18 protein-coding genes are annotated in these 22,487 nt (G+C 54.8%); 11 read left to right on the plus strand and 7 right to left on the minus strand.

The window, feature by feature from the left end; all coding sequences use genetic code 11:
- The first annotated feature begins 132 nt into the window (after positions 1-132).
- On the plus strand, positions 133-1,032 hold the full coding sequence (locus ABSH60_RS10815; protein ID WP_136375144.1) for a carboxylate/amino acid/amine transporter: 900 nt from the start codon (positions 133-135) through the stop codon (positions 1,030-1,032).
- On the opposite strand, the gene metR is transcribed toward ABSH60_RS10815, so the two are convergent.
- On the minus strand, positions 938-1,873 hold the full coding sequence (gene metR, locus ABSH60_RS10820) for an HTH-type transcriptional regulator MetR (RefSeq protein ID WP_056772115.1): 936 nt from the start codon (positions 1,871-1,873) through the stop codon (positions 938-940). The two genes, ABSH60_RS10815 and metR, sit on opposite strands and share 95 nt — an antisense overlap.
- Positions 1,874-1,977: 104 nt before the next feature.
- On the opposite strand from metR, the gene metE reads away from it, so the two are divergent.
- From metE to ABSH60_RS10835, 3 genes are all read left to right on the plus strand, one after another.
- Positions 1,978-4,257 (plus strand): 5-methyltetrahydropteroyltriglutamate--homocysteine S-methyltransferase, encoded by a 2,280-nt coding sequence (gene metE / locus ABSH60_RS10825; protein WP_390973900.1) that lies wholly within the window; start codon positions 1,978-1,980, stop codon positions 4,255-4,257.
- A gap of 223 nt (positions 4,258-4,480) precedes the next feature.
- Complete coding sequence (locus ABSH60_RS10830; RefSeq protein WP_390973901.1) at positions 4,481-5,245, plus strand: glucose 1-dehydrogenase; 765 nt, start codon at positions 4,481-4,483, stop codon at positions 5,243-5,245.
- Positions 5,246-5,403: 158 nt separating this feature from the next.
- On the plus strand, positions 5,404-6,267 hold the full coding sequence (locus ABSH60_RS10835) for a helix-turn-helix domain-containing protein (RefSeq protein WP_390973903.1): 864 nt from the start codon (positions 5,404-5,406) through the stop codon (positions 6,265-6,267).
- 39 nt (positions 6,268-6,306) lie between these two features.
- On the opposite strand, the gene ABSH60_RS10840 is transcribed toward ABSH60_RS10835, so the two are convergent.
- The 5 genes from ABSH60_RS10840 to ABSH60_RS10860 are packed head-to-tail and all read right to left on the minus strand — an operon-like array spanning position 6,307 to position 11,267.
- Positions 6,307-6,651, minus strand: coding sequence for a PTS fructose-like transporter subunit IIB (locus tag ABSH60_RS10840; RefSeq protein WP_390973905.1), 345 nt, complete (start codon positions 6,649-6,651; stop codon positions 6,307-6,309).
- Between the two features lie 23 nt (positions 6,652-6,674).
- Positions 6,675-7,562, minus strand: coding sequence for a [formate-C-acetyltransferase]-activating enzyme (locus ABSH60_RS10845; RefSeq protein WP_390973907.1), 888 nt, complete (start codon positions 7,560-7,562; stop codon positions 6,675-6,677).
- The gene (locus tag ABSH60_RS10850; protein ID WP_390975738.1) at positions 7,528-9,825 is read right to left on the minus strand and encodes a formate C-acetyltransferase; all 2,298 of its coding nucleotides are present in this window, start codon (positions 9,823-9,825) and stop codon (positions 7,528-7,530) included. Before ABSH60_RS10850 ends, ABSH60_RS10845 begins: the two co-directional genes overlap by 35 nt.
- A 16-nt stretch (positions 9,826-9,841) precedes the next feature.
- A complete protein-coding gene (locus tag ABSH60_RS10855) occupies positions 9,842-10,171 on the minus strand; it encodes a PTS fructose-like transporter subunit IIB (RefSeq protein ID WP_122096552.1) in 330 nt (109 codons plus the stop codon).
- Positions 10,172-10,187: 16 nt separating this feature from the next.
- Positions 10,188-11,267, minus strand: a complete 1,080-nt coding sequence (locus tag ABSH60_RS10860) for a PTS fructose transporter subunit EIIC (protein ID WP_390973908.1) — start codon at positions 11,265-11,267, stop codon at positions 10,188-10,190.
- A gap of 369 nt (positions 11,268-11,636) precedes the next feature.
- Between ABSH60_RS10860 and ptsP the strand changes: the two genes are divergently transcribed.
- Both ptsP and fsa read left to right on the plus strand, forming a co-directional pair.
- Positions 11,637-14,141, plus strand: coding sequence for a phosphoenolpyruvate--protein phosphotransferase (gene ptsP, locus ABSH60_RS10865; RefSeq protein ID WP_390973910.1), 2,505 nt, complete (start codon positions 11,637-11,639; stop codon positions 14,139-14,141).
- A gap of 11 nt (positions 14,142-14,152) precedes the next feature.
- Complete coding sequence (gene fsa, locus ABSH60_RS10870) at positions 14,153-14,818, plus strand: fructose-6-phosphate aldolase (RefSeq protein WP_390973912.1); 666 nt, start codon at positions 14,153-14,155, stop codon at positions 14,816-14,818.
- Positions 14,819-14,923: 105 nt separating this feature from the next.
- On the opposite strand, the gene ABSH60_RS10875 is transcribed toward fsa, so the two are convergent.
- Entirely contained in the window at positions 14,924-15,751 is an 828-nt protein-coding gene (locus ABSH60_RS10875) for a dienelactone hydrolase family protein (protein ID WP_390973914.1), read from the minus strand.
- A 159-nt stretch (positions 15,752-15,910) separates the two neighbouring features.
- Here ABSH60_RS10875 and katE point away from each other — a divergent pair, with 159 nt between their 5' ends.
- The 5 genes from katE to ubiE all read left to right on the plus strand — a co-directional run bounded on the left by katE (position 15,911) and on the right by ubiE (position 22,483).
- Positions 15,911-18,193 carry a catalase HPII gene (gene katE / locus ABSH60_RS10880; protein WP_390973916.1) on the plus strand — a complete coding sequence of 761 codons (2,283 nt, stop codon included), beginning with the start codon at positions 15,911-15,913 and terminating at the stop codon, positions 18,191-18,193.
- 256 nt (positions 18,194-18,449) lie between these two features.
- Positions 18,450-19,211: a uridine phosphorylase gene (udp, locus tag ABSH60_RS10885; RefSeq protein WP_056772087.1), complete on the plus strand. Its 762-nt coding sequence runs from the start codon at positions 18,450-18,452 to the stop codon at positions 19,209-19,211.
- 136 nt (positions 19,212-19,347) lie between these two features.
- On the plus strand, positions 19,348-19,896 hold the full coding sequence (locus ABSH60_RS10890; RefSeq protein WP_390973918.1) for a VTT domain-containing protein: 549 nt from the start codon (positions 19,348-19,350) through the stop codon (positions 19,894-19,896).
- 157 nt (positions 19,897-20,053) lie between these two features.
- Complete coding sequence (gene rmuC / locus ABSH60_RS10895; RefSeq protein ID WP_122096556.1) at positions 20,054-21,574, plus strand: DNA recombination protein RmuC; 1,521 nt, start codon at positions 20,054-20,056, stop codon at positions 21,572-21,574.
- A gap of 153 nt (positions 21,575-21,727) precedes the next feature.
- Positions 21,728-22,483: a bifunctional demethylmenaquinone methyltransferase/2-methoxy-6-polyprenyl-1,4-benzoquinol methylase UbiE gene (ubiE, locus tag ABSH60_RS10900; protein ID WP_056772081.1), complete on the plus strand. Its 756-nt coding sequence runs from the start codon at positions 21,728-21,730 to the stop codon at positions 22,481-22,483.
- Positions 22,484-22,487: the final 4 nt, after the last annotated feature.

Genomic DNA, 22,487 nt, shown 5'->3' on the forward strand with positions numbered 1-22,487 from the left:
CACGTTTCCCTCAAAGCGTGGCATGCGTCTCGTTTGCTCTATAATTGAACAGACGTCAACCACCTTCACGCTTCGCGGTTTCCTTCATTCCGCTACAATCATCCATCTTTATCATTTTAGGGCTCAACTGCCGTGCCTTTACTCATTATCACCACCATTTTGTGGGCCTTTTCCTTCAGCCTGATTGGCGTCTATCTCGCCGGACAGGTCGACAGCGTATTCGCCGTGCTGGTCCGTTTAGGGCTGGCGGCGCTGGTTTTCCTGCCGTTTTTACGCTGGAAAGGCCATCAGCTCACCACCATCTTGCTGTACATGGCCGTGGGCGCGATGCAGCTTGGCATCATGTATCTCATCAGCTTTGAGGCGTATCTGTACCTTTCGGTGCCGGAATTCCTGCTGTTTACCGTGATGACGCCGCTGTACGTCACGCTGATTTATGACCTCATCAGCGGGCGCAAAATCCGCATCGGCTATGCGCTCAGCGCGCTGCTGGCGGTGGCGGGTGCAGCGATCATCCGTTACGACCACATCAGTGAACATTTCATCATCGGCCTGCTGCTGGTGCAGGCGGCGAACATTTGTTTTGCCATCGGGCAGGTAGGCTATAAACGTCTGATGGAAACCCGCCCGGTGCCGCAGCACACGGCGTTTTCCTGGTTCTATATCGGTGCGCTGTTGTGCGCCGTTGTGGCATGGTTCCTGTGGGGCAATCCGCAAAAACTGCCGACCACGGATCTGCAATGGGGCATTCTGGTGTGGCTGGGGATCGGCGCATCGGGGCTTGGGTATTTCATGTGGAACTACGGTGCGACGCAGGTTGATGCGGGAACACTTGGGATTATGAACAACTTTCACGTCCCGGCCGGGCTGCTGGTTAATCTGGCGATCTGGCAGCAGCAGCCGCACTGGCCGAGCTTTATCGTGGGAGCCGCAGTGATTATGTCCTCACTGTGGGTACACCGGCGTTGGGTCGTGCCGCGTCGCGAACAAACGGCAGATGATCGCACGCGTGCTGCCGCGCCGAACGAATAAAGGCTTCGGTCACCGGCTGGCGCTGTTCGCCGTCACGCACGGCAGCGTACAGCCGGCTCCATAAGCCATCGCCCAGGGTTTTGGTCACGACCAGACCCTGGCGCTCAAAACTTTCCACCACCCAGTGGGGCAGCGCCGCAATCCCCATTCTCGCCGACACCATCTGAATCAATAACAATGTGTTATCGACATTTTTCAGCGCCGGACTGACGCCCGCCGGTTGCAGGAAATGCCGCCAGATATCCAGACGCTGCCGCTGCACGGGATAAATCATCAGCGTTTCACTGCTGAGGTCTTCCGGTGTGATGACCGGTTTCGCCGCCAGCGGATGATCCGGTGCCAGCACCAGACGCACTTCAAAATCAAACATCGGGGAATAATGCAGACCGCTGCGCGGCAGGATGTCGGAGGTTAAGACGATATCCAGCTCGCCCTGTTGCAGCGCGGGCTGCGGGTCGAATGTCACACCGGATTTGAAATCCATCATCACCTGCGGCCAGTTCTGATGGAAGTTATCCAGCGCGGGAGTCAGCCACTGAATACAGCTGTGACACTCAATCGCAATGCGTAACGACGCCTGATGCGGTTCATTGCATGCCTGCAACGCCTGCTGGATTTGCGGCAGCACCTGTTCCGCCAGATTCAGCATGATTTCGCCCTGCGGCGTGAACCGTAAAGGCTGACTTTTTCGCACGAACAACCTGAAACCGAGACGTTGCTCAAGGTCACTGAACTGGTGCGACAGGGCCGATTGGGTCTGATGAAGCTGTGAGGCGGCGGCGGCCAGTGACCCGGTGTTGCGCAGTGCTTGCAACGTTCGCAGGTGTTTCAGTTCGATCATGAGAGTCCTTCACTGTGTCATGAATAATTTGCGCTTGTGGAATATACACTACCTGCGGATTATGGATGTGTAAACATCTGGATGGCTAAACAGGAATTAAAAAGATGACGATACTGAATCACACTCTGGGTTTTCCACGCGTTGGTCTGCGTCGTGAACTTAAAAAAGCACAAGAAAGCTACTGGGCAGGCAATTCCACTCAGGAAGAACTGCTGGCCACCGGCCGCGAACTGCGCGCCCGTCACTGGAAACAACAAACTGAAGCTGGCGTGGATGTGGTGCCGGTGGGCGATTTCGCCTGGTACGATCACGTTCTGACCACCAGCCTGCTGCTGGGTAACGTGCCGGCACGTCACCAGAACGCCGACGGCTCTGTTGACCTCGATACTTTATTCCGTCTTGGCCGTGGCCGCGCACCGACCGGTAAACCGGCTGCCGCTGCGGAAATGACCAAATGGTTTAACACCAACTATCACTACATGGTGCCGGAGTTTGTGAAAGGGCAGAAATTCAAACTGACCTGGACACAACTGCTGGAAGAAGTGGACGAAGCGCTGGCGCTCGGCCACAAAGTGAAACCTGTTCTGCTGGGGCCGCTGACCTATCTGTGGCTCGGCAAAGTGAAGGGCGAACAGTTCGACCGCCTTTCCCTGCTCAACGACATTCTGCCGGTGTACCAGAAGGTGCTGGCGGAGCTGGCAAAACGCGATATCGAATGGGTGCAGATCGACGAACCGGCGCTGGTGCTGGAACTGCCGCAGGAATGGCTGGATGCCTGCAAACCGGCCTACACCGCGCTGGAACAGAGCAAAATCAAACTGCTGCTGACCACTTATTTCGACAGCGTCGGGCATAACCTCGACACCATCCGCCAGTTGCCGGTACAGGGTCTGCACATTGACGCCGTTGCCGGTCGCGATGACCTGCACACTGTGTTCAACGCGCTGCCTGAAGACTGGCTGATTTCTCTGGGGGTGATCAATGGCCGTAACGTCTGGCGTGCGGATCTGAGCACCTGGTTTGACCGTCTGAAACCGCTGGTGGCAGGCCGTAATGTCTGGATCGGCAGCTCCTGTTCACTGCTGCACAGCCCGATCGATTTAAGTGTCGAAAGCCGTCTGGATGAGGAAGTGAAAAGCTGGTTCGCGTTTGCCCTGCAAAAATGTGCCGAGCTGGCGTTGCTGACCTCCGCGCTGAACAATCCCACTGAGGAAGCGCAGCAGAAACTGGCTCAATACAGCGCACCCATCCGCGCCCGCCGTGAGTCCGCCCGTGTGAACAATGCGGCAGTCACTCAGCGCGTGGCCGCGATCACCGGCGCCGATATTGAGCGGCAGAACGTTTATACCCAACGTGCCAAAGCCCAGCGTGCCCGTTTCAATTTGCCTGCATGGCCGACCACCACCATCGGTTCTTTCCCGCAAACCACCGAAATCCGCGGCCTGCGTCTGGACTTCAAACAAGGCCGTCTGGATAACACCAAATACCGCACCGGCATCAGCGAGCACATTAAGCAGGCCATCAAAGAGCAGGAGCGTCTGGATATCGACGTGCTGGTTCACGGTGAAGCTGAACGTAATGACATGGTTGAATACTTCGGTGAGCATCTGGACGGCTTTGTGTTCACGCAAAACGGCTGGGTACAGAGCTACGGTTCCCGCTGCGTGAAACCGCCGGTGATTATCGGCGATGTCAGCCGTCCCGAAGCCATCACCGTTGAGTGGGCGAAGTACGCCCAGTCCCTGACCGAAAAACCGGTCAAAGGCATGCTCACCGGCCCGCTCACTATTCTCTGCTGGTCCTTCCCGCGTGAAGATATCAGCCGTGAAACCATCGCCAAACAAATCGCGCTGGCGCTGCGTGACGAAGTGGAAGATTTGGAAAAAGCCGGTATCGGCATCATTCAGATTGATGAACCGGCGCTGCGCGAAGGCCTGCCATTGCGTCAGTCCGAGTGGAAGGCGTACCTGCGCTGGGCGGTGGATGCGTTCAAACTCAATGCCGCGGTTGCCCGTGATGACACCCAGATCCACACCCACATGTGTTACTGCGAATTCAACGACATCATGGATTCCATCGCTGCGCTGGATGCTGACGTGATCACTATCGAAACCTCGCGTTCTGATATGGATTTGCTGGAATCATTCAAAGACTTCGAATACCCGAACGAAATCGGGCCGGGCGTCTATGACATTCACTCGCCGAATGTCCCAAGCGTGGAATGGATTGAAGATCTGCTGCGAAAAGCTGCGGACCGCATTCCGGCAGAGCGTCTGTGGGTCAACCCGGATTGCGGGCTGAAAACCCGGGGCTGGCCTGAAACCCGCGAATCGCTGGAAAACATGGTCAAAGCCGCCAAACGTCTGCGCGCTGAGAAAGCCTGAAATTAAGAGTTGTTGTGTTGTTGCTGAAACATTTGGGGCACTCCGGTGCCCCTTTTTTTTGGCGCTCATTCGTACTTTGTTACGACTCTCTAAGGCGGCGTCATACGGTGGCTGCGGGCTGATTAGCGGCCATTTTGGCGGCTCGTTTCCGCACGAGGTGGCGTTGTCCGCTAGGCTTAATGGACGTTTCATTCATTTCAAACATTTCAAACAGGGAGAGAACATGAACCGATTTACAGACAAAGTGGTTGTCGTGACCGGCGCGGGTTCAGGTATGGGGGCGGCAACGGCCCGGCGTTTTGCTGATGAAGGCGCGATAGTCGTGCTGGTTGGCCGAACCAAAGAGAAACTGGAGAAAGTCGCGAGCACGCTGAGCAGCACGCAATATTATATTCATCTGGCAGATGTTTCTTCGGCACAGGACGTCGAGCGAATGGCGGCGGTCATCGGGGATAAATTTGGCCGCGTGGATGTGCTGGTGAATGGCGCAGGCGTGGTCGTCCAGGGGAAAGTGACCGAGGCAAGTCTCGAGGACTGGCAAAAAATTCTGGCCATCGACCTGAGCGGTGTTTTCTACTGCACGCGTTTCTTTATGCCCGCGCTGATAAAAAGCAAAGGCAACATCGTGAACATCTCATCCGTGTCTGGCATGGGCGGCGACTGGGGCATGAGCTTCTACAACGCGGCCAAAGGCGGCGTGACCAACTTCTCCCGTTCGGTTGCTATGGATCACGGCAAAGACGGTGTGCGTGTCAACGCGGTTTGCCCATCGCTGACCTTTACCGAGATGGCGGCAGGGATAAAAGACAATCAGCCTCTGCTGGATAAATTTGCAGAACGCATCCCGCTTGGCCGTGGCGCTGAGCCGGAAGAAATCGCTGACGTGATCGCGTTTCTCGCCAGCCACGATGCCCGGTTTGTGACCGGCGTAAATCTGCCGGTGGATGGCGGGCTCAGTGCCTCTAACGGCCAGCCTCCGCAGGCATAACCGGCTGTGTCCGGTTCACCGGCGTGCGTCGACAGCCGCCGGTGAACCCTTTTCCCGTCAATGTTTTCCCGTCATTGTTCGCAAATCTGTGACTTCTTTTTCTTCCTTCCACGCAGGTTGGTTATCATGGTGTGATTCTGCAAACAGGTAGCACGACCATGACTCATCCTCTTTTTTCTGTTTTATCTCCAGTACTTGAAGCCACCAATGGCATCCGCCAGGTTTATTATGCGGGCAACCAGCATCCGGTTCCTGCGCTGGCCTATCAGGTCGATTTTCCGCGTCTCGAGCTGATTCTGGACGGTGAACAGGTAATGGAATGGGAGGACGAACAGGGGATGACACAGGCGACGCTCCTGCAGGCGGGCGATGTGTTATATGTTCCGGCGAAAGGCTGGAACAGCCCCCGGTGGCAGATGCCGGTGCGCACGCTGAGTATTTTATTTGGCAAACAGCAACTGGGTTTTAGCCTGCTCCACTGGAACGGCGCAGGTTTTGATTCCAGCGAAAAGGGCAATATCGGCAGACGCGGCCCGCGCGTCGGGGCATTTATGTTGCAGGCGCTGAACGAGCTGGCGTGGCACAGAAGCGATCAGCAAACCGCGAAATTTTTAGTGAAAGGGCTGCTGAGCCATGCGTTAGATCTGTTCAGCTCTTCGGTACAAACGGCATCGCGCAGCCAGGCTCTGTTCAGTGCCATCCGCCAGCATATCGAAGTCTATTTTCGCGAGCCGCTGACCCGCGATTCTGTCGCTAAATCTTTCTACATCTCGCCCAATTATTTATCGCACTTATTCCAAAAAAGCGGCGGCATCGGGCTGAATGAATATCTGAATTATGTCCGGCTGGAACAGGCGAAAAATCTGCTGAAAGGCTACGACATGAAGGTGAAAGAAGTGGCGCATGCCTGCGGATTTACCGACAGTAACTACTTTTGCCGTCAGTTTAAGAAAAGCACCGAACGTTCCCCGTCGGAATACCGTCGGCAATATCGCAGCCAGTTTGAGCAGGAACAGGCGTGAGGTGTTTTGCAGTTTGCGGGCACCCTGGCGAAGGCAAGGTTACGGCAGGATGATGTGTGTACCCTGTGGCGAGGTGGCAATTTTCTTTACGGCAGTCATCACTTTTTCGGGCGTGCGTAAAAAGGTATGCATGCCTGTCTGAACGCAGCGGCTGTGGGCAAAGCGCTCGCGGTTTTCCAGTTGGATCTCGGTGATTAACAGAACAATATCGGCCTGAGCGATATCATTTTCTGACAGCATATTTTCAATGCCCAGTGCGCCCTGTGTTTCCACTTTCACCTGCCATTTTTCCTGTGCGCTGAGCTTTTCAAGACGCTCTGCCGCCATATAAGTGTGCGCCACACCGCTGATACAAGCGGTTACTGCAACCAGTTTGAGCGACATCGTATTTCCTCTGATCAAAAGTTTTACCCACCGAGCGTCACGTTATAACCGTATTTTTCGGCCATCGCATAAAACGGCGCAATAGTTGCGGCATCCGGCACCTTTGTTTGATGCATTGAATAGGGTTTATCCAGTAAGGGATATTTCGCTTCACCGTATTTGTGGAAGGGTAAAAGGTGGATTTCAGTTAATTTAAAAGGCTTCAGGAAATCCAATATGTGTCGCATATTTTCAGGCGTTAACGTGAAGCCTGGGATCAGCGGAATCCGTGGAAGCAGCTTCACGCCGCGTTGTGTCAGCGCGGTGAAATTCTGCAACACTCTTGGCTGGTTCATATTGAGCACTGATCTTGCCAGCGCGGGATCCATCATTTTGAAATCATACAACACCTGATCGCAGTGATCGGTAAGCGCAAGCAGATGATCCAGCGGCGCATCGCCCGCCGTTTCGATCGCCGTCGAAATGCCCAAAGCCTGCAACTGCCGGAGTAACTGGCCGGCAAAAGCATATTGCATCAACACCTCGCCACCTGACAGCGTGACACCGCCGCCCGACGAACGGAAAAAAATCTCATCTTTGAGCAGGCGCGTCATTAACGCCGGCAGCGTAATGTCTTCGCCGACATATTCCATTGCGCCACTCGGGCATTCGTTCGGATCCTGCAAACAGGTGCGGCAGTTCAGGCATTTCGCCTGCCGTTTGATGACCTGAATACGTGGCGACATCGATTCAGGGTTGGCGCACCACGGGCAGCGGTGCGGGCAGCCTTTGAAGAAAACCAGGGTACGAATACCCTGGCCGTCATTGAGCGAAAAGCGCTGAATATTGAAAATGCGCCCGCGCCTTTCCGGCTCATTCAACACAGGGATCTGCATATCATAACTGGTGTGCGGTACGGCCGATAATGTCATCCTGAATCTCCCTCGACAGTTCGACAAAGAACGCGCTGTAACCCGCCACCCTGACGACCAGCCCGGCAAAATCCTGCGGACGCTTTTGCGCTTCACGCAGTTGTTCAGCGTTCACTACGTTGAACTGTATATGCTGTAGTTTCAGTCGGGTAAAGGCGCCGAGGAAATCCGCCAGTTTGTTCAGCCCCTGCTGGCCTTCCAGCGTGGATGGCGTGAATTTCACATTCAGCAACGTCCCGTTAGACAGCAGAGTATTGTCGAGTTTACTGACCGATTTCAGGACGGCGGTCGGCCCTTGGTGATCTTGTCCCAGCATCGGGGAAAGGCCGCCGTCGGCAAGCTGCTCACCGGCGAACCGTCCATCGGGCGTTGCACCGACCACGGCGCCCAGCGGCACATGTGCTGACACCGTGTAAGAACCCGGAGTGAACTGGCCGCCACGCGGGTTGCGGTATTGTTCGACCTCTTTGCAGTAATAACGCAGTAAGTCGGCACTGATTAAATCCACTTCATCAACGTCGTTGCCATATTTCTCGAAGCGGTTGATGAGCCGGGCGCGGATGGCGCGGCCCTCTTCACTGGCAAAGTTCTCTTTCAGCGAAGCCAGTAGCTCATCAAACGTCAGACGTTGCTGGTCAAACACCATGCCTTTGAGCGCGTGCAGGGAATCGCTGAGATTCGCGATACCAATGCCCTGAACCCCCGAGAAGTTGTAGCGCGCACCGCCCTCAGTAATGTCTTTGCCGCTGTTCAGACAGCCTTCGATAAACGAAGACAGCAGGGGAACCGGTGCCCAGTCACGGTGGCCGATGTCACAGATATTGCTGCCCTGCGCCATCAGCCTGACGTAATGGCTGATTTTCTGGCGGATCTGCTCCACCAGTTCGGGATAAGTCATTGCCGCGTTGCCTTCATTTTCGTGCAGCGTCAGTTCCATGACTTTCAGCAGGTTAAACATCGCGATGTCATGCAGGCCGTATGTTTTTCCCGGAATCGATAATTCGACGCAGCCCACCACGGCGTAATCCCGCGCGTCTTCAAGCGAAACACCGCGGTTAAGGAAGGCAGGCACCACGACTTCATCATTAAAAATTTGCGGAATACCGGTCCCCATTCGGATGGTTTCGGCGGTTTTCAGCAGGAACGGGCGGTCAATCAGTTCATTGACCCGCACCCCGAGATTCGGCTGTGGCAGGCAAACATTCTGGTAGGCATCCAGACAGAGGAACGACAATACATTGACGGCGCTGCGACCGGTTTCTGTCAGGCCGCCCAGTAAAATGGTGTAACCGGTCGGGAAACCGGCGAAGTAACGGGCGCTGGAGGCGGAGCGTAACAGCACGATGTCATTGCATTTCACCCACAGACTTTCCAGCAACTCTTTAAGAAACGCCGGGGATTCGCCGTGTGAAAGGGAATGCTGGTAGAACGGCAGCATGTACTGATCGAAGCGGCCAAGTGACAATGAACTGGCGTTGGATTCGTACTGCAAAATGATATTCATGTACCAGAACAGCTGGCAGGCCTGATAGAAATCCTGCGGCTTATTGCCGGAAATATGGCGCGAGACGTGAGCGATACGTACCAGTTCCTGTTTTCTTGTGTCGTCCTGACAGCTTTGCGCCATTTTTTCAGCCAGTGCGGCGTAGCGCAAAATATGCCGTTGTGCGGCCTTAAGCAGAATCAGCGCCGCCTGATAAAAAGCGTTATCCGGCGCCTGTTCATTCAGTTGCACAAGTTCAGCCACTAAATTGTCCAGACCCAAATTAAGCAGGCGCGGGTAATCAATAATGATGTGCCCCTGGCCTTTATCGGTCTGATTAATACTGAAAATCTGGGTCCGGGTGGCCGCCGTGACCTCTTCCGGCATCTGGCTGTTGATGAAGTCTTTCATTGAGCGCGATTCCCAGTAAGGGAAAAGCTGCCCGCGATAGATCTGTTTATCTTCCCCGGAAATCGTGAAACGGTCCTGCGGACGGGTGGAAAACGCGTCCAGCTCTTTGAGCAGCCAGTAAGGGTCCATTTCAGGAGAGATGATCCCCGCACGCGGTTTGACCGTTCGGTTACCGGCAATCAGCTCGTCTTCACGCAGGGCAATCTCAACGTTATCCATAATGTATGCCGTGGCTTTAGCACGGCGCACAAGAGTCAGTTCGCCCTCCGTGCTGCGGTGGCTTTCGGTATACAGCAGGGCACGTTCCAGCGAGATTTCACGCGGGCTGGCGAACAGTGCGGCTTTCAGTCGTTCGGTGCGGGACGTCATCATATTCTCCTTGTGATCAATCCGTGACGGCAGCTTTAGTCAGGTGTGCTGCGATTTTTTCCATAATGGCGTCAGCGCGTTTTACTGCGTCACTGATACCTACGCGAACGGTGACTTTGCCTTTGAAGCGCTCTTCAAATTTGATGCCAATATCTTTGGTCAGGATCACGATGTCGGCGGCAGCGACGTCTTCGGCGGTCAGTTCGTTCTCCAGACCGATTGAGCCCTGAGTTTCCACTTTGCATTCCCAGCCTTTGGCTTTCGCTGCGCGTTCGATGGCCTCTGCTGCCATGTAGGTATGGGCAACGCCGGAAGGGCAGGCGGTAACAGCAATAATTTTGGTCATAGTTAATTCCCTGATGTCAGTTAATTTCGAAGTCTAAGTCCAGGTCAGATTCCTGATGTGTCTTGTTGGATTGCTTTTTGGCCGCCAGATATTTCAGCAGATTGAGACAAAGGGCGGTGACGACCATGCCGACCAGCAGCGCGCCGATGTAAGCAAATTTGCCCTGAACGACAGGCAGCACGATCAGCCCGCCCCATCCCGCGTAGCACTCTGCGCCGAGCAGGGCGGCAGTCACCGCGGCACAGGCAGAACCGAACATGATGGAAGGAATAACGCGCAGCGGGTCGGCAGCGGCGAAAGGGATCGCGCCTTCAGTGATGCCGACGCAACCCATCAGCATGGCCGCTTTGCCGGCTTCACGCTCCTCGGTGGAGTAATATTTACGGCCAATCAGCGTTGCGAAACCTACACCGAGCGGAGGTGTGGCGATGGCAACCGCCGCAATGGCAACTACCGTATACACACCCTGCGCCACGCAAATCAGCATAAAGGCGTAGGCAACTTTGTTGACCGGCCCGCCCATATCCAAAGCCAGCATCAGGCCCATAATGATGGCGAGTACCACAATGCTGCCCTGCTGCATGCCTTGCAGCCAGTGGGTGAGCGAGGTGGTCAGCAGCCCGACAGGTTCGCCCAGCCCCCACATCATGATCCCCGCCGTCAGCAACGTACCGACGATCGGGATCACGAAGATCGGCATCACTGAGCGCAGGATCTTAGGAACCGGGATCTTCTTGAGATAGAAAACAATGATGCCGCCCAGCAGGCCCGCAATGATCGCGCCGAAAAAACCGGCACCAAAAGAGGCGCCAACCCAGGCACCGATGGCGGCAGGAGCCAGTGCAGAGCGATCGGCAATGGAATACCCGATGTAGGCAGCCAGAAAGGGCACCATCAGGGTTAAACCAGCGACGCCAATATCAAACAGCTTTTTGAGATTGGGATCGGTCAGAGGGTCCGGAACGGCGCCTTTACCGTACAGCATGACGGAGATGGCCAGTAAAATGCCCCCCGCGACAACAAAGGGGATCATGTGGGAGACGCCAGTCATCAGGTGCTGACGGGTATTTTTTAGAATATTGAGCAAGTCTTTCATGATTGGCTCCGGGAACGGCTGGTGTCGGGCTTAACGATCGCAAATATCAGGGCTGATTAACGAAAAAAGCCCAGATACTGAAAGGGTATCGACGACAACAATAGGCTGACGACCGTGGCGCTAATAGTGGACAAAATTGTGTTTTACTGGACTTTTGTAATGTTCGATTGAAAATGCGAGCAGGTTCAAATAACCCGAATAAACCGCAGAATCCTCAACCCCTGTTCACTGTGAGCTGCCTCGCAAAAAAGCTCATACATTACATTTATCCAGTGTTTGCCATTTTTGTCTGGTAGCCAGCGGGCGCTTGCGGCTCTTATTCTGCAACAGCCGGTAAATTTCACCGGAATCTGGGATGAGGATTCAGAAATGACCAAGAAGTTGAGCTTCACCTGTGTACTGGTAAATGGGGTTCACGCCCGTCCGGCGAGCCATATAGAAACGTTGTGCAATGGATTTACCGCAGCGTTTCAGTGGCATAACACCCGTACCGGCCGCACCGCTGACGGTAAAAGCGTGCTGTCGTTGATCGGCGCAGATATTTTGCTCGGTGATGAATGCCACATCACGGTCGAGGGAGCGGATGAAGACGCCGCCCTGGCCGCTCTCACGCATTTTATTGAACACACATTTCCACTGTGCGATGAAGCCCTTCCTGAACACCCAGAAAATGCAGAGCTCGAACCGCTTCCTGAATCCTTAGCGCATCTCTCGCCGGTGGTTTACCGCGCCCGTTCGGTCAGTGAAGGCTGTGCATCGGGCAGGCTGATTACCCTCTCAAACGTGAATCTGACGGCGCTTACCGATTTGCCTGAGTCACAGGGCAAGGATAAAGAACAAAGTCTGCTTTCCGCCGGGCTGGCGCAGCTTGAAAAATCCATTGAATTACAGCTGATGGAAGGCAGCGGCACCCTCACCGCCGTGCTGGAGGCTCACCGCTCTCTGCTGCGTGATAACAGCCTGCGTGATGCGCTGCTGGGCCACGTCATGGAAGGGAAGAGCTGCGCGCAAAGTATTGTGGATACCGCCGCACACTTCAGTGCGCAACTGGCACAATCTTCCAGCGCCTACTTACGTGAGCGCGAACTGGATATTCGTGATGTCAGTTTCCAGTTGCTGCAACACATTTACGGAGAAGCGCGTTTCGCTCCCCAGCAAACCCTCAGCGAAGCCAGCATTTGTCTGGCCGACGAACTGACGCCAAGTCAGTTTCTCGAACTGGATAAAAAATATCTCAAAGGCCTGCTGCTCGGCAGCGGCGGCAGCACGTCTCACACCGTCATTCTGGCGCGGTCGTTCAATATCCCTGCGCTGGTGGGCGTCGATCCCGAGCCTTTGCAGGCGTATCTGGGACAGGAAGTGCAGATCGACGGCGATCTGGGGTTGATCGCCTGTGCGCTGACGGAACCGGTGCAGCGCTACTATCGTCAGGAGCGGGCGGTGCATCAGGCACTGCGCCAGCAGCAGAGTGAGTATCTCGATAAGCCGGGTTACACCGCTGACGGCGTTCGTCTGGAAGTGGCGGCAAATATTGCGCACTCGGTTGAAGCCAGCGCGGCCTTTGGCAACGGCGCCGAAGCCGTCGGGCTGTTCCGTACAGAAATGCTGTATATGGATCGCGCCAGTGCGCCCTCTGAAGATGAGTTGTACAACATATACTGTCAGGCGACGGAAGCGGCTAACGGCAAAACCATTATCGTGCGTACGATGGATATCGGCGGTGATAAGCCGGTTAATTACCTGAACATTCCCGCTGAAAACAACCCCTTCCTTGGCTATCGCGCCGTGCGTATCTATCAGGAATTTTTACCGCTGTTTCACACGCAACTGCGCTCGATCCTGCGTGCTTCGGCGCACGGATCGTTGAAAATCATGATCCCGATGATCTCATCAATGGAAGAGATTTTGTGGATCAAAGATCGTCTGGCGGAAGCCAAACAGTCGCTGCGCAGCGAGCAAATCCCGTTTGATGAAAAAATTCAGCTGGGGATCATGCTGGAAGTCCCTTCGGTGATGTTCATCATCGATCAGTGCTGCGAAGAGATTGATTTCTTTAGTATCGGCAGTAACGACCTGACGCAATATCTGCTGGCGGTTGACCGCGACAATGCCAAAGTGACCCGCCATTACAACAGTCTGAATCCGGCGTTCCTGCGTGGCCTTGATCATGTGGTGCGTGAAGTCCATCGCCACGGTAAATGGATTGGCCTGTGCGGTGAACTGGGCGCAAAAGGCTCTGTGCTGCCGTTACTGGTCGGCCTGGGGCTGGATGAAATCAGTATGAACGCGCCGTCAGTTCCGGTGACCAAAGCGCGGCTGGCAAAACTCGACAGCCGCGAATGCCGCCTGCTGCTTAACCGCGCCATGCAGTGCCGCACCTCGCTGGAGGTTGAACACCTGCTGGCGCAGTTCCGCATGACCGCGAACGACGCGCCGCTTATCACGACAGAATGTGTGGCGCTGAACAGCGACTGGCGCAGCAAGGAAGAAGTGATCAAAGGCATGGTTGATAACCTGATGCTGGCAGGCCGGTGCCGCTACCCGCGCAAGCTTGCCGCAGACGTCTGGGCCCGTGAAGCGGTATTTTCGACAGGACTCGGTTTTGGTTTTGCTATCCCGCACACCAAATCTGAGCACATCGAACAGTCGACCATCAGCGTGGCAAAACTTAAGGCACCGGTGCAGTGGGGCGATGAAGAAGCGCAGTTTGTGATCATGCTGACGCTGAATAAACACGCTGCCGGTGACCAGCACATGCGGATTTTCTCTAAACTGGCGCGCCGGATTATGCATGACAGTTTCCGGGATGCGTTGATGCATTCGACCACGGCCGCGCACATTGAAGCGTTGCTCAAACAAGAGCTTGAACTCTGACAGGAGATGGCATGGAACTCTATCTGGATACCGCGGATATAAGCGCAGTCAAACGTTTATCCCGTATTTTACCGCTGCAGGGCGTCACCACTAACCCGAGCATAATCGCTAAAGCGCGCACCTCCTTGTGGGAGGTCTTACCGGCGCTGCGTGACGCGCTCGGTGGCGAAGGAAAACTGTTCGCTCAGGTACTGTCGAATCAGGCCGACCGAATGGTGGAAGAGGCGGAGTTACTGCATTCCCGCGTGCCGGGGCTGATTGTGAAGGTGCCGGTCACTGCCGAAGGGCTGGCGGCGATTAAAATTCTGCGCACCCGTAAAATCCCGACGCTGGGAACGGCCGTGTACGGCGCAGGGCAGGGGCTGCTTTCCGCCCTCGCCGGTGCAGAATATGTCGCCCCCTATGTCAACCGGCTGGACGCTCAGGGCGGTGATGGCATTGCGATGGTGAAGGAGTTGCAGCAATTACTGACGCTTCATGCGCCGCAGGCCAAAGTGCTGGCGGCCAGCTTCAAAACGCCGCGTCAGGCGCTGGCGTGTCTGCTGGCGGGCTGCCAGTCGATCACCCTTCCGGTGGATGTGGCGGAGCAGTTTATCAGCGCACCGGCGGTTCAGGCGGCAGTTGTGGCGTTTGAAGAAGACTGGCAGGGCGCGTTCGGTGTGAAAACGTTAAGCTGAGTTGCTCAGCATCTGAGACAGCATTTCGCGTAAAAAAGCCCGACAGGTCAACCTGCCGGGCTTTTTATCATTTTTAACGGCTGAGAATTCTACTTCACACCGGTCTTATTTCACGCCGTACTGTGCAAAGAAATCCAGCATCCGCTTCCAGCCATCGGCGGCGGCTTCAGCGTTGTAGCTCGGGCGGTAATCGGCGTTAAACGCGTGTCCGGCGTCCGGATAGACAACGATTTCCGCATTGGCATTGGCTGCGCGGATGGCCTGACGCATGGTTTCAATCGTCTCCAGAGGAATGCTGGAGTCTTCCCCGCCATATAACCCCAGAACCGGTGCATCCAGCGCCGCAGCGCGATCTACCGGCTGCATCGGGCTGGTCAGCGTTTTGTCACCGACCAGTTTGCCGTACCACGCCACACCCGCTTTCAGCTGCGGATTATGCGCCGCGTACAACCAGGTAATACGGCCGCCCCAGCAGAAACCGGTAATGCCTAATTTTGTGATATCTCCGCCGTGCTGAGAGGCCCAGTGTGCCGCGTGGTCGAGATCGGAAAGCACTTGCTGATCAGGCACTTTGCTCACCAGTTTGGCAAACAACTCGCTGATTTCAGTGTAATCACGCGGATCGCCCTGGCGGAAATAGAGCTCCGGCGCGATAGCCAGATAGCCCTGTTTCGCCAGCCGGCGGCAGACATCCTGAATATGCTCGTGCACACCAAAAATCTCCTGCACCACCAGAACGATAGGCAGCTTACCGGTGAAATGTTCCGGACGGGCGAGATAGGCGGGCAGGTCTTCTCCCTGCGAGGGAATGGTGGTCTGGCCGGCGTGCAGGCCATCGGTATCAGTGTGAAGGGTGGTTTCAGCCACCGGCGTTACGGCCGGTGCAAAGCTGGTCGGAGCCTGTTTCAGGGGGAGGATTTCGTCGTTTTTCATTGGAGTCTCCATACAGAAAATGTGCGCGATGGATTAAAACTATAGCCGGAAAGCCGCAACAGCAAGGCAGATGAGATGTTCTATAGTTAAAAGTTAGTGAGGAAAAATGTCACGGAAGACCTAAAGAACGCCTTAAACGTCTAGCTGGAGTCTTGTTCAATGTCGAAATTACCTTCAAAAGTGTCCAAAAAGAGTGAGTCAAAACCGGTAAGCCGCGCCCCCGCCACGGGCATTAAATCCACACAACCCGGCCTGGGTGATCTGGCACCTGCCGACAGTGCTTATCAGCCATCGCCACAACCGACGCCGCCGGGCAAAGAGCCCACGGCCTCCGGTAGCGCGAAAAGCCCGCAAAACACCAATGCCAAACTCGATGCGCTGGAGCGGCATCGTAAAAATGGTGAGAAGCAGCCGCTGACCACCAATCAGGGGACGAAAATCTCTGATGATCAAAACTCGCTGAAAGCCGGAAGCCGTGGTCCGACGCTGCTGGAAGATTTTATTCTTCGCGAGAAAATCACGCATTTTGACCACGAGCGCATTCCCGAACGTATCGTTCATGCCCGTGGCGCTGCGGCACATGGCTATTTTCAGCCGTACCGCAGTATGAAATCTGTCACCAAAGCCAGTTTCCTGTCTGATCCGAAAAAACAAACCCCCGTGTTTGTGCGTTTTTCTACCGTGCAGGGATCACGCGGCTCTGCGGATTCTGTCCGCGATATTCGCGGCTGGGCCACCAAGTTTTATACCGATGAAGGCATTTACGATCTGGTCGGCAATAACACGCCGGTATTCTTCATTCAGGATGCCCACAAGTTTCCGGACTTTGTGCATGCGGTGAAACCTGAACCCCACAACGAAATCCCGCAGGGGGCCAGCGCGCACGATTCCTTCTGGGATTACGTCTCGCTGCAACCTGAAACGCTGCATAACGTATTCTGGGCAATGTCCGATCGGGGGATCCCGCGCAGCTATCGCACGATGGAAGGCTTCGGGATCCACACTTTCCGTTTTGTGAATGCGAAGGGAAAATCCACGTTTGTCCGTTTCCACTGGAAGCCACTGGCAGGTAAAGCGTCGTTGCTGTGGGATGAAGCGCAGAAACTGGCCGGTAAAGATGCGGATTTCCATCGCCGTGACTTATGGGAAGCCATTGAAGCCGGTGATTATCCTGAGTATGAGTTGGGTGTTCAGCTGATCCCGGAAGAAGACGAATTCAAATATGATTTTGATTTGCTCGACCCGACCAAACTGATCCCGGAAAAACTGGTGCCGGTGCAGCTTATTGGCAAGATGGTGCTAAACCGTAACCCGGACAATTACTTTGCCGAAACCGAGCAGGTCGCCTTCCACCCCGGCCACGTCGTACCGGGCATTGATTTCACTAATGATCCGTTGTTGCAAGGGCGGCTTTTCTCGTATACCGATACGCAAATCAGCCGTCTGGGCGGGCCAAATTTCCACGAAATTCCGATTAACCGGCCAACCTGCCCGTACCACAATTTCCAGCGTGACGGCATGCACCGCCAGGATGTTGATACCAATCCGGCGAACTATGAGCCGAATTCCATTAACAATAACTGGCCGAGAGAAACCCCTCCGGCAGCATCGGGCGGCGGGTTTGAAAGCTATCCTGAACGCATTGATGCGGAAAAAGTCCGCCAGCGCAGTGAATCGTTTGCCGAGTTTTATGCGCAGCCGCGCCTGTTCTGGCTAAGTCAGACGCCGGTGGAGCAGGAGCATATCGCAGGCGCTTTCTCGTTTGAGTTATCCAAAGTTGTGCGGCCTTACATCCGCGAACGTGTTGTTGATTTGCTGGCCCGCGTCGATCAGTCTCTGGCCCAACAAGTGGCGAAAAATGTCGGCATTACGCTTTCGCCGGACACGCTGAAAATCAAACCGCCAAAACCGGTAAATGGTCTGGAAAGCGATCCTTCTCTCAGCCTGTATGCCAGTGGCAAAGGCGTGATTAAAGGGCGTCAGGTTGCGCTGTTATTAGGTGACGGTGTCAATGCAGCGGATGTGCTGGAAACCTTGCAGGCGCTTCAGGCCGTTGGCGTTCACCCTAAACTGCTGGCCAGCCATTTAGGCACGGTCACGGCCGATGATGGTTCGACATTGCCGATTGATGCCACGTTTGCCGGTTCGCCGTCCATCACGGTTGACGCAGTGATTGTGCCGCACGGGCATATCGACGCATTGTTGATGAGCGGAGATGCGCGGCATTACGTCCTTGAAGCCTATAAACATCTGAAAGTTATTGGCCTGAGCGGTGATGCGCGACGCTTCAAATCATTGCTGGGGCTTAAAGATGATGTGGCGGAAGAGGGGGTCATCGAAGGCGAAAAAGCGGAAGGTGCCTTGCTGAAAGCCTTTGTGAAAATCTTAGCGAAACACCGGATCTGGTCACGCAGCGCTGCGGCAGATGCTGTTCCTGCCTGACAGGTTAACCCGCACCCGGCAGGCAGAGACTTGTTATAAGGCAATGCCTGCTTTTTTATGCCTGCCACGAAAACAGACCGTTTAAAAATTCGTCTTTTGCGCTGTTATTTGTGATTGGCATCACAAATTAAATGTATGCGTTATTCTTGTTGTTACATCATAGTGACGGCCATCACGAAATAACGTCACAATGTTCAGTACAGTTGCCGGGTGTTCCTCCTGCCAATTTATGACCTTACACACAGAGGAGTTTGTTATGTCTCAGCCTGAAGTTTTCCATCTTGGCCTGGCCAAAAAAGATTTAAACGGCGCGACGCTGGCGATTGTACCCGGCGACCCAGAGCGCGTTGAGAAGATTGCCAAACTGATGGAGAACCCGGTTCGCCTGGCTTCCCACCGCGAATTTACCTCATGGCGCGCTGAGCTTGACGGCAAATCTGTGATTGTATGCTCAACCGGTATCGGGGGTCCTTCCACCTCTATCGCGGTTGAGGAGCTGGCACAGCTCGGCATCCGTACCTTCCTGCGCGTCGGTACTACCGGTGCCATCCAGCCACACATCAGTGTGGGCGATGTGCTGGTCACCACCGCCGCCGTTCGCCTTGATGGCGCGAGCCTGCACTTTGCACCGATGGAATTCCCGGCAGTGGCCGATTTCGCCTGTACCACTGCGCTGGTTGCTGCGGCTGAATCCGTGGGTGCACAAACTCACATCGGCGTGACCGCGTCTTCTGACACCTTCTACCCAGGCCAGGAGCGTTATGATACTTACTCTGGCCGCGTGGTTCGTCGCTTTAAAGAATCGATGAAAGAGTGGCAGGAAATGGGCGTCATGAACTATGAAATGGAATCTGCCACCCTGCTGACCATGTGTGCAAGCCAGGGCCTGCGTGCAGGTATGGTTGCCGGTGTCATTGTGAACCGTACGCAGCAGGAAATTCCTGATGCAGAAACCATGAAAAAGACAGAAAGCCACGCGGTTAAGATCGTGGTAGAAGCCGCCCGCCGCCTGGTCTGATTTTACCGTTCTCAAACAAGATATCACCCCGATGGGCTGCCTCTGGCGGCCCATTTTTTTGCCCATTGCCGGTGATCTGTTAAGGTCATGTTAATAGTGAATCTGGAATACTGTCTTTCATTCCGCCTCCGCTTTCATGAAAAAAGGAACTGCATTTTTGACTGTTAACGACATTCTTGATTACACCACCACGTTCATCCGCGCTCATCAGGTATGGGCTGCGCCGATTGTTTTCTTTCTCGCGTTCGGTGAGTCGCTCGCTTTCCTGTCATTGCTGCTTCCGGCAACCTTCATTTTGCTCGGGCTCGGCGCACTGATTGGCGAAACCGGCATTCCTTTCTGGCCCATTTGGGCGGCAGCGGCAGCCGGGGCGTTCTTCGGCGACTGGCTCTCCTATTGGGTCGGTGCCCATTACCAGGATCGCGTTGGTAATTTCTGGCCATTCTCCCGCCATCCGCAAATGTTAGTTCGCGGCCATGCCTTTTTTGATAAATGGGGCATGCCGGGTGCATTCATCGGCCGTTTCTTTGGCCCGCTTCGCGCCGTGGTTCCACTGGTCGCCGGAATTTGCGGTATGCCACAAAAGTATTTCCAGATTGCCAACGTCAGCTCGGCGTTGATCTGGGCCTTCGGCATTCTTGCGCCGGGTGCGTTTGGTATCCAATGGCTGAGCCGCTGGTTGTGAATCCTGCGCTCTGCCTTTGGCCGTCGCAAGGAGGGAAATGCAGAGAAATTCCATTCTGGAAGGCATCCCGCAAAGGCACGATGCAACAGAAAATAGACTGGACATCCATACAGCCTGCTATTACCGTGACCGCAGGTGATTTGAAGAGGGAAAACGTGTGGATATCAGCATTCTGACTGCCCTGGGCGCGGGGTTAATCGGCTTAGTTGTGGGCTGGCTGGTGGCCAGTTTACGTCAGCAACAACAGCAAACTGAGTTCGAGACTCAGCGCCGTCTTCTGGAGCAATCGCTGGAACAGGTGAGAGCAGAAAACGAAACGGTTAAAAGTGACCGGCAGTTCTCATTGCAGCAAATCCGGGAAGCAGAGCTGGAACTGCGCAAGCTTCATAGCCTGCAGGCGGCCAGTCAGGAAAAATTGCAGTTGCTGGCGCACTGGCAAAACGAGTGCGAGCAATTGAATCAGGAGCTGCGCGCGCAGCGTGAAATCAACAGCGCGCAGGAAGCCGAGTTGCGTGAGGTTTCCACCCGTCTGGATGAAACCCGCATGGCCGCCGAAGATAAACAGCGCCTGCTGATCAACAGCGAGCAGCGTCTGAGCAGCCAGTTCGAAAATCTCGCGAACCGCATCTTCGAGCAGAACGGCCGCCGCGCTGATGAACAGAACAAACAGAGCCTCGATAAACTTTTGCTGCCGTTGCGCGAGCAGCTGGATGGTTTCCGCCGTCAGGTGCAGGACAGCTTTGGTCAGGAAGCGCGAGAACGGCATACGCTGGCGCACGAAATCCGTAATCTGCAGCAGCTGAATGTTGAGATGGCGCGTGAGGCCGTCAACCTGACCAAAGCGTTGAAAGGCGATAACAAAACCCAGGGCAACTGGGGCGAAGTGGTACTCAGCCGTGTGCTTGAAGCTTCCGGGTTGCGTGAGGGGCATGAATATCAGACGCAGGTCAGCGTGCAGGTAGACAGTAACAGCCGGATGCAACCTGACGTTGTGGTGCGTTTGCCGCAGAACAAAGACGTCGTGATTGACGCCAAAATGACGCTGGTGGCTTATGAGCGTTACTTCAACAGTGAAGATGATGGCGAACGGGAAGTGGCGCTTAACGAGCATATCGCGTCGGTTCGCGGGCATATCCGTTTGCTGGGGCGCAAAGATTATCAGCAGCTTCCCGGCTTGCGCAGCCTCGATTATGTCCTGATGTTTATCCCCGTCGAACCTGCGTTTCTGCTGGCCATCGACAGGGAGCCCGAATTGATCAGCGAAGCACTCCGGCACAACATTATGCTTGTCAGCCCGACGACGCTGCTGGTGGCATTACGTACCATCAGCAATTTGTGGCGCTACGAGCATCAAAGCCAGAACGCAAAACGTATCGCCGATCGCGCGGCGCGCCTGTATGACAAACTGCGCCTTTTCGTCGACGATATGGAATCGATGGGGCAAAGTCTGGACAAAGCGCAGGGCAGTTATCGCTCTGCGATGAATAAACTCTCGCAAGGGCGTGGTAATCTCATCGGGCAGGTGGAAAGTTTTCGCGCGCTGGGCGTTGAAGTTAAACGGCCTATTAGCCCCTCTCTGGCTGAGATAGCCAGAGCGGAAAACGAGCCTGAGGATACCGCATCTCTGCCCGAGACTTCTGATGCGCAAGAAGAACAGACGTTGAACCCGCATGAGTGATCATGCTTAGCCACCGGGCACTCGTTTTGACCGATTTTATGATTCAAATGATGAATCTTTGCAATATGTTGAATCAGCATCGGTGATGGGGCTTTCTAACGGGTTCTGATACACTTCTCCCCAAGAGTTCGACTGAAAAAGCAGGCAAATAAAATGGAAAAGCAGACGCAGGAAACTACGCATTTCGGTTTTCGCACGGTAGCTAAAGATGACAAGCAGGGAATGGTGGCAGATGTCTTCCATTCCGTTGCGGCAAAATATGACCTGATGAATGACCTGATGTCTTTCGGTATTCATCGTATCTGGAAACGCTTCACCATTGATTGCAGCGGTGTCCGCCGTGGTCAGCGCGTACTGGATCTGGCGGGCGGTACCGGTGATCTGACCGCGAAGTTCTCCCGGCTGGTCGGCGAGACGGGCGAAGTTGTTCTGGCGGATATCAACGATTCCATGCTGAAAATGGGACGCGAAAAACTGCGTAACCTCGGCATTGTGGGTAACGTCAGCTACGTTCAGGCTAACGCCGAAGCGCTGCCTTTCCCTGATAATTACTTCGATTGCATCACCATTTCTTTCGGTTTGCGTAACGTGACCGAAAAAGAGAAAGCGTTGCGTTCGATGTTCCGCGTGCTTAAGCCGGGTGGCCGTTTACTGGTGCTGGAATTCTCCAAACCCCAGCTGAAACCGCTGAGCAAAGCCTATGACACCTATTCCTTCCACATTTTGCCGCGCATTGGCGAACTGGTTGCACAAGATGCCGAAAGCTATCGTTATCTCGCTGAATCTATCCGCATGCATCCCGATCAGGAAACGCTGAAGGGCATGATGGGCGACGCCGGTTTTGAGAATGTGATTTATCACAATCTCACCGGGGGCATTGTGGCGCTGCACCGGGGTTTCAAATTCTGATATG

The organism is Rahnella sp. R3(2024) (genome assembly GCF_042920125.1).
Lineage (GTDB): Bacteria > Pseudomonadota > Gammaproteobacteria > Enterobacterales > Enterobacteriaceae > Rahnella > Rahnella rivi.

Coding starts and splice junctions, on each gene's coding strand:
- metR (WP_056772115.1), bottom strand. CDS start 1,873: ATGATCGAACTGAAACACCTGCGAACGTTGCAAGCACTGCGCAACACC.
- metE (WP_390973900.1), top strand. CDS start 1,978: ATGACGATACTGAATCACACTCTGGGTTTTCCACGCGTTGGTCTGCGT.
- ABSH60_RS10830 (WP_390973901.1), top strand. CDS start 4,481: ATGAACCGATTTACAGACAAAGTGGTTGTCGTGACCGGCGCGGGTTCA.
- ABSH60_RS10835 (WP_390973903.1), top strand. CDS start 5,404: ATGACTCATCCTCTTTTTTCTGTTTTATCTCCAGTACTTGAAGCCACC.
- ABSH60_RS10840 (WP_390973905.1), bottom strand. CDS start 6,651: ATGTCGCTCAAACTGGTTGCAGTAACCGCTTGTATCAGCGGTGTGGCG.
- ABSH60_RS10845 (WP_390973907.1), bottom strand. CDS start 7,562: ATGACATTATCGGCCGTACCGCACACCAGTTATGATATGCAGATCCCT.
- ABSH60_RS10850 (WP_390975738.1), bottom strand. CDS start 9,825: ATGACGTCCCGCACCGAACGACTGAAAGCCGCACTGTTCGCCAGCCCG.
- ABSH60_RS10855 (WP_122096552.1), bottom strand. CDS start 10,171: ATGACCAAAATTATTGCTGTTACCGCCTGCCCTTCCGGCGTTGCCCAT.
- ABSH60_RS10860 (WP_390973908.1), bottom strand. CDS start 11,267: ATGAAAGACTTGCTCAATATTCTAAAAAATACCCGTCAGCACCTGATG.
- ptsP (WP_390973910.1), top strand. CDS start 11,637: ATGACCAAGAAGTTGAGCTTCACCTGTGTACTGGTAAATGGGGTTCAC.
- fsa (WP_390973912.1), top strand. CDS start 14,153: ATGGAACTCTATCTGGATACCGCGGATATAAGCGCAGTCAAACGTTTA.
- ABSH60_RS10875 (WP_390973914.1), bottom strand. CDS start 15,751: ATGAAAAACGACGAAATCCTCCCCCTGAAACAGGCTCCGACCAGCTTT.
- katE (WP_390973916.1), top strand. CDS start 15,911: ATGTCGAAATTACCTTCAAAAGTGTCCAAAAAGAGTGAGTCAAAACCG.
- udp (WP_056772087.1), top strand. CDS start 18,450: ATGTCTCAGCCTGAAGTTTTCCATCTTGGCCTGGCCAAAAAAGATTTA.
- ABSH60_RS10890 (WP_390973918.1), top strand. CDS start 19,348: ATGAAAAAAGGAACTGCATTTTTGACTGTTAACGACATTCTTGATTAC.
- ubiE (WP_056772081.1), top strand. CDS start 21,728: ATGGAAAAGCAGACGCAGGAAACTACGCATTTCGGTTTTCGCACGGTA.